Here is a 10,100-nt window from a genome sequence, read left to right as displayed (position 1 = left end):
GGTGATCGTCATCTCTTGCGGTTTCATCGACGCCGCGGTGCAGGAGTCACTGGACGCCATCGGCGAGGCGCTCAGCGAAAACGGCAAGGTGATCGTCACCGGTTGCCTGGGAGCGAAGAAGGATGCCGACGGTGACGACATCATCCAGAAGATCCACCCCAAGGTGCTGGAAGTGACCGGCCCGCATGCGGTCGGCGAAGTCATGCAGGCAGTGCACAAGCATTTGCCCAAGCCGCATGAGCCCTTCATCGACCTGGTGCCGCCGCAGGGCGTCAAGCTCACTCCCAAGCATTTTGCTTATTTGAAGATTTCCGAAGGCTGCAATCACCGCTGCAGCTTTTGCATCATCCCATCCATGCGCGGCGATTTGGTCTCGCGTCCGATTGCCGATGTCATGCTGGAAGCCGAGAACCTGTTCAAGGCCGGCGTCAAGGAACTGCTGGTGATTTCGCAAGACACCAGCGCCTACGGCGTGGACGTGAAATTCCGTACCGGTTTCTGGAACGGCAAGCCGATCAAGACCCACATGACGCAACTGGTAGGCGCGCTCGGCGAGCTGGCCGCGCAGTACGGCGCCTGGGTGCGGCTGCATTACGTTTATCCGTATCCGCACGTGGACCAGATCATCCCGCTGATGGCCGAGGGCAAGATCCTGCCGTATCTGGACGTGCCGCTGCAGCATGCGCACCCGGACGTCCTCAAGCGCATGAAGCGCCCTGCCAATGGCGAGAAGAACATCGAACGCATCCAGGCCTGGCGTGCCATGTGTCCGGACATCACGATCCGTTCCACGTTCATCTCCGGCTTCCCGGGTGAGACCGACGCCGAATTCGAATACCTGCTGGATTTCCTCAAGGAAGCCGAGATCGATCGCCTGGGCTGCTTTGCCTATTCGCCGGTGGAAGGCGCAACTGCCAATGCGCTCGACAATCCGGTGCCGGAAGAACTGCGTGAAGAACGCCGCGCCCGTGTCATGCAGTTGCAGGAAGAGATTTCCAAGAAGCGCCTGCAGGCCAAGGTTGGCAAGACGCTGCGCGTGTTGATCGATGAAGTCGATCGCAACGGTGGCATTGGCCGTACTTATTCGGATGCGCCGGAAATCGACGGCGTGGTCTATGTTAAGCCGCCGTTCGAGCCGCACCGCAAGTTGGCAGCGGGCCAGTTCGTCGATGTGCGCATTACCGCCGCCGATGCCCATGACCTTTGGGGCGCGGCCGAGTGATGGTGTCGTTTCCGGGTGGGCGCCGCCTGATCTGTGCGGCGGTGCTGTTGTCCTGTTTTAATTGCGTGTTTGCTGCTGGCGCCGACGGCAGTGCCGTTGCGCCGGCTGGTTCATTGCAGCAAAGCCTGATGGGGCATGCCGTTGTTTTGCGCGGCGATATCGATGGCCGCCAGATCCAGCTATCGCTGCAGCCGAAGAAGAACGAGGATGGGCTGGAAGGCCGTTACTTCTTTTTCGGCGGTTCGCCGGAGATTCTGGTCGCGGGCGAAGTGGAGGGCGACGATCTGGTGATGGAGGAATCGGTCAATGGCAGGGATGTATCCGGCCAATGGGAAGGACATCGCCAGGGGAACGTCATCAGCGGCACCTGGTCCAGCGCCGATGGTTCCATTACAAAGCCGTTTTCGTTGCAGCTTCCCTGAGCGGTACGCAGGCTTAGTGCACGATATGCGCCGGTTCATGATTGATCCCTGGCGCTGTGCGCCTCTTCTGGCGGCGCCGATAACACCTTCCAATTTCCTCCTCCGTTGAACGCTGCGCAGGACTTGCTGTCCGCGTATAGTGAGATTTTCCTGAGGCAGCCCTGCATCGTTGCCGCCATTTCGTCGTCAGAGGCCGATTCGTGTCAGAACAAAAAAATACCCCGCAAACCTCCCTGATCCACAGCAACTACCGTGCCCCGGATGGTTTTGAGGCTTTTCCTGTGGGCATTCATCATGCATCCACCGTGCTGTTTCCCAACGTCGAGGCAATGCGCTCGCGCGACTGGCGGGAAAAGCTGGGCTATACCTATGGCTTGCATGGCACCCCGACCAGCTTCGTGTTGGAGGCCCGGCTGGCAGAGATAGAAGGCGGCGAGTATTGCCGCGTCACGCCCAGTGGCCTGGCGGCCATCGCGATGATCAATTTCGCTTTTCTGAAAACCGGCGACGATGTGCTGCTGCCGGACAACGTCTATGGGCCCAGCAAGGATCTTGGGCAATGGTTGCAGCGCGACTTCAATATCACGGCGCGCTTCTACGATCCGATGATCGGCGCCGGCATCGCTGACCTAATTGAGCCCAATACACGCCTGGTCTGGACCGAGGCGCCTGGTTCGGTTTCGATGGAAGTGCCGGATATTCCGGCCATTTGCCGCGCCGCGCATGAAAAAGGCGTGCTGGTGGCAATCGATAATACCTGGGCGGCGGGGTTGGCGTTCAAGGCTTTCGAGCACGGCGTCGACATCGTCATGCAAGCTCTTACCAAGTATCAGTCCGGTGGTTCCGACGTCTTGATGGGCGCGGTCATCGTGCGTGACCAGGCGCTCAATGAGAGGCTGGAGCTGGCGCACATGCGCCTCGGCTTCGGTGTGGGCATGGACGACGTTTACCTGGTGCTGCGCAGCCTTTCATCGATGCGCTTGCGTTTCGAAGCGCATGACGCAGCCGCGCGCAAGGTTGCTGGCTGGCTCAAGCAACGCCCGGAGATTGTCGCCGTATTGCATCCCGCTTTTGAGGATTGTCCGGGACATGCGTTCTGGAAGCGCGATTTCACCGGCGCCGGCGGTCTCTTTTCGGTGATCTTCGATCAGCGTTTTAGTGAAGAGCAGACTGACCGCTTCGTCGATAGCTTGCGCCTGTTCAAAATAGGTTATAGCTGGGGTGGGGCGCATAGCTTGTGCGTGCCTTACCGGATGCGCGGCATGCGACGCCAGTGGGAGCGCGAAGGCCAATTGATTCGTTTCAACATCGGTCTGGAATCTCCGGAAGACCTGATCGGCGATATCGAACAAGCGCTTGCCCAAATGTAGTGTCCTGAACGGGGTATCCAACAAGGGAGGCCGTATTTCCGAGAATTTCCTTGCTTGTCATTGAAATGAAGGAAATGTTGCCTCTTTTTATCCCTTTATTCGTAATGCGAAGGTTTTAAAATCTTCCTGGTGTCATCATGTTGCGCAAACCGTGTAAGGTCTTGTAAAAAGATGCAAGTTTTAGCCTTTGCAACCTGGAACAAATCTACATTGCAGGCAATAAGCAGATGTTCGCCCTGTTGATGAGCTAGTCGTTGCCAAGCAACATAAGCAGTTCCTATGCAAATAATTTACATCTGATTTCATTTCCAGAATGGCAATTTTTTCAACAGGTTTCACTGCGGAAATTTTTTTTGTTGAAAAATTAAAAACACCCCTGAAAGTCTTCCGCCGTCTGTCTTCAAATAGCATTTAATTAATTTATTTGAAACAGAAATAGTATTTTGTAGGATAAAGTCCTACAAATTGTGCTGGGTCGAATCTGACGAAAAATACCGACCAAGTCTAATTTCCCACCTTTCTCCCCCCCCTCAGAATTGGCTGGCAGTCAAGTAAATGTAACTGACTGTAAGTAGTTTCCTTTTGAGGCGGGGTACAAATGAATACCAACGACATGATGGCGGAGATTCGCGACGCCAACTTGAGCTATCTCATGCTGGCACAGCAGATGGTTCGTTCTGATAAACCGACAGCGATTTTCCGGCTCGGTATCAGTGCTGAAATCGCGGATCTGATCGAGGGCTTGAGCAATGCCCAGATCATGAAGTTGGCCGCCACAAATATGATGCTGACGCGTTTTCGTTTCGACGACAGCGCCATTCTCGGCATGCTGACGAACTACAACAAAGACAAAAGCCTGGCCCAGTCGCATGCGGCCATTCTGATGGCTTGTCAGCCCAGCGAACAAATTTCGTAAAACAACAAGACAAGAAGAGCCGGTGCGGCTGCATGCAGTCAACGCATCGGAGGGGAAGACGTTGAGCAGGACATAAGTTGGTCTTGGAAGTTTGCAATCTGATGTCTTGCTTACAGGCGGATAGCAAGACAGAGTCGATACGAAATCATCGGGGGAGTAGCATGGCTAAGAAGAGCGTTGTCACAGAGGCGCAGGAAATTCAGTTGGCCATAGAACTGATCAATCTGGGGGCGAGGCTCCAGTTGCTGGAGTCCGAAACTTCGCTGTCACGCGAGCGGTTGCTGAAGTTGTACAAGGAATTGAAGGGTGTTTCGCCGCCGAAGGGCATGCTGCCGTTTTCGACGGACTGGTTCATTACCTGGCAGCCCAATATTCATTCGTCCCTCTTCATCAACATCCATAAATACCTGGTCGAGCATGCGCGCATCTCGGGTATCGAGGCTGTCATGAAGGCTTACAAGCTCTATCTGGAGCAGGTCGGTCCAACCGATTCGGGAGAGCCGGTGTTGTCGCTGACCCGCGCCTGGACGCTGGTGCGCTTTTTCGAAAGCAAGATGCTGATGACCACCGCCTGCAGCAAGTGCTGTGGCCATTTTGTGGTGCATCGCCTGGATCTGCATCAGGATTACCTGTGCGGGCTTTGCCATATGCCTTCGCGCGCCGGCAAGACCAAGAAGGCCAAGGACGCCGTGGTGGCGCTGGTCGAGCCCGTGATGTTGCCGGTTGCGGCATCGGCGCCGCTGGCAGCTGTCGCCTGAGCGCTTGCCCCTGTCTGGCAACCGGCAGTACGCGTACACCCGAATGAGGCCGTTCGCATAGATGTCCGCAGACCAGAATGATCCCGGGGTTCGTCGCAAGCCTTTGCTGCAGGCTCCGGCTATCCAGGCATTACTCCTTTTCTGCATTGGCCTGATCAGCGCCAATGTGCTGGACGTGCTTGCCCAGCGCGCCGGCCTTGCGCCATTTCCCCCTTTTCAGACATCGCTGCTGCATGGCGTGATTGCCGCACTGCTGGCGCGGCTACGGCGCATGGCGGCCTGGTGGTGGTTCATCCTGCTGGTGTTTCCTGCAGCCGCGCAGGGCGTGGCGTACTTGCATCTTCCTTCCTGGCTGTTCCTGGCCATCTTCCTGTTCATGCTGGTGTTGTTCTGGTCGACCTTTCGCAGCCAGGTGCCGTTCTATCCCTCCGGCCTTCCTGCATGGAATGCGGTGGCCGAACTGCTGCCGGCCGGAGGTCCGATCCGCTTCATGGATATCGGCAGCGGTTTGGGCGGCGCTGTGCTCAATCTTTCGCGGCGCCGGCCGGACAGCGAATTCACCGGCATCGAAATTGCCCCTTTGCCATGGCTGGTCAGCCGTGTGCGTGCGGCCCTGGCGGGCAACCATTGCCGTTTTATCAGGGGCGACTACCTGTTGCTCGATTTTGCCGACTACGACGTCGTGTTCGCTTACCTGTCGCCGGCGGCCATGGTCGCGCTGTGGCAGAAGGCGTCGGCGGAAATGCGCCCGGGATCCTTGCTGCTCAGTTATGAATTCCATATACCCGGAGCGCCGCCGGATATCGTGGTGCAACCGGCTGGGGATGGGCCGGTGCTGCATGGATGGCGCATATCATCGACAGCCCGGCAAGCAGTGGTGTGAACGGCCTGGAAAATAAGGCGAGACGGAACGTATTAAGTTTCCCGGTTTTCAGCCGTAAATCGAAAAGGAAGGGCGTTTTTCGGATATGTATTCCCCCATTTGCTTGAATGGAATACATGTAATCTGACGAACGTGAAAATACACTCAACGCCACTGGGACGGGAGTAGGCACTTGTTAGTCATAATTGGATATGTCGTGGTCATGGCGTCCGTCTTTGGCGGGTTTGCCATGGCTGGCGGCCACTTGGGGGCGCTGCTTCAACCAATCGAACTGCTCATGATCGGCGGTGCGGCCGGCGGTGCGTTCCTGGTCGGCAACAGCGCCAAGGCCATCAAGGCCACGCTGAAGGCGTTACCAACTGTCCTGAAAGGATCGAAGTACACCAAGGCGCTCTACATGGAGCTGATGGCGCTGCTGTTCGAAATCCTGACCAAGTCGCGTAAAGAAGGCCTGATGTCGATCGAAGGCGACATCGAAGAGCCCGAAAACAGCCCGATCTTCAGCAAGTACCCGGGCGTACTGGCAGACCATCACCTGATCGAATTCATGACCGACTACCTGCGCCTGATGGTGTCGGGCAACATGGATGCGTTCCAGATCGAAAACCTGATGGACAACGAAATCGAAACGCACCACCACGAAGGCGAAATCCCGGTGCATTGCATCGCCAAGCTGGGTGACGGCATGCCGGCCTTCGGTATCGTGGCGGCGGTGATGGGCGTGGTGCACACCATGGAGTCGGTGGGTATTCCGCCGTCCGAGCTGGGTATGCTGATTGCGCACGCGCTGGTCGGTACCTTCCTCGGTATTTTGCTGGCATATGGTTTCGTGGGGCCGCTGTCGAGCCTGCTGGAACAAAAGCTGCACGAATCGACCAAGATCTACCAGTGCGTCAAGGTCACTTTGCTGGCCAGCCTGAACGGCTATGCTCCGGCGCTTTCGATTGAATTCGGCCGCAAGGTCCTGTTCTCGACCGAACGTCCGACCTTCCTCGAGCTGGAAGAGCACGTGAAGCAGGCCCGAAGCAAGTAAGGCGAACTGAACCGGCGCACATCGATTTTGACAGCAACCACAAGCACCCAGCAGGAGTAGAGACATGGCCGACGAAGGGCTACGTCCCATTATCGTAAAACGGATCAAGAAGGGCGGCGGCGGCCACCACGGTGGCGCCTGGAAGATCGCATACGCCGACTTCGTGACCGCGATGATGGCGTTTTTCCTGCTGATGTGGCTGTTGGGATCGACCGCCAAGGGCGATCTGAACGGTATTGCAGAATATTTCAAGACCCCTCTCAAGGTGGCCATGGCCGGCGGCTCCGGCAGCGGTGACGCCAATACCGTCCTGCCCGGCGGCGGCAAGGACCTGACCCGCCAGGAAGGCCAGTTGCGCAGGGGCGAGAATGATGTCGTCACGCGCCGCCAGACCTTGAAGGAGGCGCAGCAGGAGCTGGAACGCGCCGAGCGCTCTCGCCTGGAACAACTCAAACAGCGCATCGAAAAGGCGATAGACTCCAATCCGACCCTGAAACAGTTCAAGAACCAGCTGCTGATCGATATCACGTCGGAAGGCCTGCGTATCCAGATCGTCGACGAAAAGAACCGTCCGATGTTTGCGCTGGCCAGTGCCCAATTGCAGCCTTACACCAGGGAAATCCTGCACGAGATCGGTAAAACGCTGAACGACGTGCCCAACAAGATCAGTTTGTCCGGCCACACCGATGCCACGCCATATTCCAGCGGCGAGAAGGGATACAGCAATTGGGAGCTGTCGGCCGACCGCGCCAACGCTTCTCGTCGCGAACTGATTCTGGGCGGCATGGATGAGTCCAAGGTGTTGCGCGTGGTGGGTTTGTCTTCTGCGGTATTGCTGGACAAGGAAGATCCATTTAACCCAATCAACCGCCGTATCAGTATCATCGTGATGAACAAGAAAGCAGAAGAAATGGTGGAAAAAGATAGCGGTTCGCTCAACGTTTCCACCGACGATGATGTACAAGAAGGCTTGATCGGCCCTGCCAAGAATTGACGGGATGTTTAACTGACCACGGGGAAGAGGGCGGGAAATGCCGACACAGACAATGCTGCAGGAGTTGAAACGCCTGCTGCTCGACACAGCTAGCGGAGGCAGCCGTCAATTGACGGAAGTAGAGTCGGATCTGGTTCAGACCAACATCCTTCTGGGGGAGGCCATCGGCAAGCTTGGCGGGAGCTTCATGGACCTGCACCGCTCGGTACAGGCGCAGCAGCAGATCCTCGAAGGCCTGATGAATGGCGGCGAGACGCTGACCGCAGAGAGTATCGAGAAGCTCAAGCAAACGCAGAGTGCGGTCAGCCAGCATGTGAATGCCGCGGTAACGGGGCTGCAATTCCAGGACATGACCAGCCAATTGCTGGAGCGTATCGTGCGGCGAGTGATCGGCCTGCGTGAAGCATTGGGCGTATTGAGCGCCAACAGTTTTGAAATCTTGCCCGAACAGGGGCAGACGGATCAGGAGCTGGAGAACCTGCTGGCCAATACCGTGAACTCCATGGAAGAACGGTTGACCATGCTGGAGCATGGCCTGTGGAAGGCCGTGCGGCAGACTCGGATGGAAAGTGGCGATATCGAGTTGTTTTAAGGCCGCTAACAAAATCCCGATGGCAAGGCGCGCTGGCGCAGGCAGTATGGACGTACTGCAAGCAAGCGCAACGCCGGCAGCGGTATTTCGTTAGCGGCTCTTGGGCCGATCCGCATGGCTTGCCGCGAGAGTGCGACAAGGTTGAACTAGGTCATCTTGGGGCACCGGCGGCAATGCGGTTGGTGGCAATGGTGCGGCATAATCCGATATCGCGATTGATGTCCGTAATTGAAGAAACAGGGAGTAACAATGTCCAAAACGATTCTCGCAGTAGACGATTCCGGATCTCTGCGTCAGATGGTGGTATTCAGTCTGAAGGCTGCGGGTTACAGCGTCACCGAGGCGGTGGATGGCGTGGATGCACTGGAAAAGGCGAAGGTGCAGACCTTTGACCTAGTGCTGACCGACCAGAACATGCCGCGCATGGATGGCTTGACGCTGATTCGTTCCTTGCGTGAACTGACCAGCTACCAGCGCGTACCCATTTTGATGCTGACTACCGAGTTCAGCGACGAAATGAAGTCCAAGGGCAAGGCTGCCGGCGCCAACGGCTGGCTGGTCAAGCCTTTCGACCCGCAGCGCTTGACCGAGGTCGTCAAGAAAGTGATCGGCTGAATTTTCAGAATAAGAACAACACGTACCGCATTCGTGACGGAGCCCAGGCATGAGCATTGATATGAGCCAGTTTTTCCAGGTGTTTTTCGACGAGGCCGAAGAAGGTCTCGCCGAAATGGAAAAGCTTTTGTTGGCCGTCAATGTCGCGTCGCCGGATCCCGAGGATCTGAACGCGATTTTCCGTGCCGCCCATTCCATCAAAGGTGGTTCGTCGACCTTTGGCCTGACTGATATTGCCGAGGTTACGCACGTATTGGAGTCGCTCCTGGATCGTATCCGCCAGGGCCAGATGGCGCTGACCGGCGAGCATGTGGATGCTTTCCTGGCCGCCAAGGATGTACTCAAGTCCATGCTGGACGGCCACAAGCACGGCGCTGCGGTCGACCTGGATGCGGCGGGTGACGTACGCATGCTGCTCGAGGCGCTATCGCAGGGCAAGAGCTCTGCGCCGGCCGGCGCGGCATCCGGTACATCGGCCGGGGCCGGCGGCATGTGCCGCTATCGCATCGAGATGCCGGCCATCGTCGACAAGGATGCGGAAGCGTTGGCCGATGAACTGGCCATGCTGGGCAAGATCGAGAAATCCAAGTCGCCGGAAGGGCGCTGGATTTTCATTCTGGACACCGCTGAACCCATCGATGACGTGGTTGCCATCTGCGCCTTCATCGTCAACGTTGCGGACTTGAAGATTTCGCAGGCAGTCGGTCCGGTCAGCTCCAAGGAAGAGGAGCAAGGCTACGGTTTCTTCGATAACTTCACCACCCAAGAGCAGCGCGAGCGTACCCGGGGCTATGGTTTCCTCGATAACCATACGGCCATCGAAGACAAGGAGCGCGCGCAGGGTTACGGTTTCTTTGCCCCTTTCGTCCCATTGGACCTTTCTGCCAAGAAGGCCGAGCCGGAACCTGAGTTGCATCAACATCCGGACGAAGCGCCACTGTCGATCACCGAGAGTGCCGCGCACGAGAAAAAGGCTGCCAAGGGCGGCGGCGCGGCGGCAGGCCATGAGTCATCGTCAATCCGCGTCAGCGTGGAAAAAGTCGACCAGCTCATCAACCTGGTCGGCGAGCTGGTGATCACCCAGGCCATGATCGAACAGCGTGTCGGCAAGCTCGACCCGATGACGCATGAACACCTGCTCAACAGCGTCAGCCAGCTGAGCCGCAACACACGCGACTTGCAGGAATCGGTGATGTCGATCCGCATGATGCCGATGGATTACGTGTTTTCGCGCTTTCCGCGCATGGTGCGCGACCTGGCGGCCAAGTTGGGCAAGCGGGTCGAGTTCGTTACGC

At 57.2% G+C, this 10,100-nt stretch carries 11 protein-coding genes; all 11 read left to right on the top strand.

Going from position 1 to position 10,100, the window contains the following annotated elements; all coding sequences use genetic code 11:
• The coding region (gene rimO, locus AKL28_RS22445) for a 30S ribosomal protein S12 methylthiotransferase RimO (protein WP_050470526.1) at positions 1-1,222 on the top strand (1,222 nt) is incomplete at its 5' end.
• Positions 1,223-1,350: 128 nt separating this feature from the next.
• Positions 1,351-1,644 (top strand): hypothetical protein, encoded by a 294-nt coding sequence (locus tag AKL28_RS22440; protein ID WP_231602626.1) that lies wholly within the window; start codon positions 1,351-1,353, stop codon positions 1,642-1,644.
• Between the two features lie 200 nt (positions 1,645-1,844).
• Positions 1,845-3,014 (top strand): cystathionine beta-lyase, encoded by a 1,170-nt coding sequence (locus tag AKL28_RS22435; protein WP_050470525.1) that lies wholly within the window; start codon positions 1,845-1,847, stop codon positions 3,012-3,014.
• Positions 3,015-3,612: 598 nt separating this feature from the next.
• Positions 3,613-3,930, top strand: coding sequence for a flagellar transcriptional regulator FlhD (gene flhD / locus AKL28_RS22430; RefSeq protein WP_050470524.1), 318 nt, complete (start codon positions 3,613-3,615; stop codon positions 3,928-3,930).
• A gap of 161 nt (positions 3,931-4,091) precedes the next feature.
• Positions 4,092-4,688: a flagellar transcriptional regulator FlhC gene (flhC, locus tag AKL28_RS22425; RefSeq protein WP_050470523.1), complete on the top strand. Its 597-nt coding sequence runs from the start codon at positions 4,092-4,094 to the stop codon at positions 4,686-4,688.
• Positions 4,689-4,749: 61 nt separating this feature from the next.
• Positions 4,750-5,571, top strand: coding sequence for a class I SAM-dependent methyltransferase (locus AKL28_RS22420; RefSeq protein WP_050470522.1), 822 nt, complete (start codon positions 4,750-4,752; stop codon positions 5,569-5,571).
• 172 nt (positions 5,572-5,743) lie between these two features.
• Positions 5,744-6,604, top strand: a complete 861-nt coding sequence (gene motA, locus AKL28_RS22415) for a flagellar motor stator protein MotA (RefSeq protein ID WP_050470521.1) — start codon at positions 5,744-5,746, stop codon at positions 6,602-6,604.
• Positions 6,605-6,668: 64 nt separating this feature from the next.
• Positions 6,669-7,598, top strand: coding sequence for a flagellar motor protein MotB (motB, locus tag AKL28_RS22410; protein WP_050470520.1), 930 nt, complete (start codon positions 6,669-6,671; stop codon positions 7,596-7,598).
• A gap of 37 nt (positions 7,599-7,635) precedes the next feature.
• Positions 7,636-8,190, top strand: coding sequence for a hypothetical protein (locus AKL28_RS22405; RefSeq protein WP_050470519.1), 555 nt, complete (start codon positions 7,636-7,638; stop codon positions 8,188-8,190).
• Between the two features lie 249 nt (positions 8,191-8,439).
• Positions 8,440-8,805: a response regulator gene (locus tag AKL28_RS22400; protein ID WP_050470518.1), complete on the top strand. Its 366-nt coding sequence runs from the start codon at positions 8,440-8,442 to the stop codon at positions 8,803-8,805.
• 49 nt (positions 8,806-8,854) lie between these two features.
• The coding region (locus AKL28_RS22395) for an Hpt domain-containing protein (RefSeq protein WP_197091078.1) at positions 8,855-10,100 on the top strand (1,246 nt) is incomplete at its 3' end.

It is taken from the genome of Herbaspirillum chlorophenolicum (assembly GCF_001189955.1).
GTDB lineage: Bacteria > Pseudomonadota > Gammaproteobacteria > Burkholderiales > Burkholderiaceae_D > Herbaspirillum > Herbaspirillum chlorophenolicum.
Note: the sequence above shows the minus strand (reverse complement) of the source record. Positions and strands in the feature narration are given on the sequence as shown.

Excerpts from the sequence above, each read along its gene's own strand:
- AKL28_RS22440 (WP_231602626.1), top strand. The coding sequence starts at position 1,351 with ATGGGGCATGCCGTTGTTTTGCGCGGCGATATCGATGGCCGCCAGATC.
- motB (WP_050470520.1), top strand. The coding sequence starts at position 6,669 with ATGGCCGACGAAGGGCTACGTCCCATTATCGTAAAACGGATCAAGAAG.
- AKL28_RS22405 (WP_050470519.1), top strand. The coding sequence starts at position 7,636 with ATGCCGACACAGACAATGCTGCAGGAGTTGAAACGCCTGCTGCTCGAC.
- flhD (WP_050470524.1), top strand. The coding sequence starts at position 3,613 with ATGAATACCAACGACATGATGGCGGAGATTCGCGACGCCAACTTGAGC.
- AKL28_RS22420 (WP_050470522.1), top strand. The coding sequence starts at position 4,750 with ATGTCCGCAGACCAGAATGATCCCGGGGTTCGTCGCAAGCCTTTGCTG.
- AKL28_RS22400 (WP_050470518.1), top strand. The coding sequence starts at position 8,440 with ATGTCCAAAACGATTCTCGCAGTAGACGATTCCGGATCTCTGCGTCAG.
- flhC (WP_050470523.1), top strand. The coding sequence starts at position 4,092 with ATGGCTAAGAAGAGCGTTGTCACAGAGGCGCAGGAAATTCAGTTGGCC.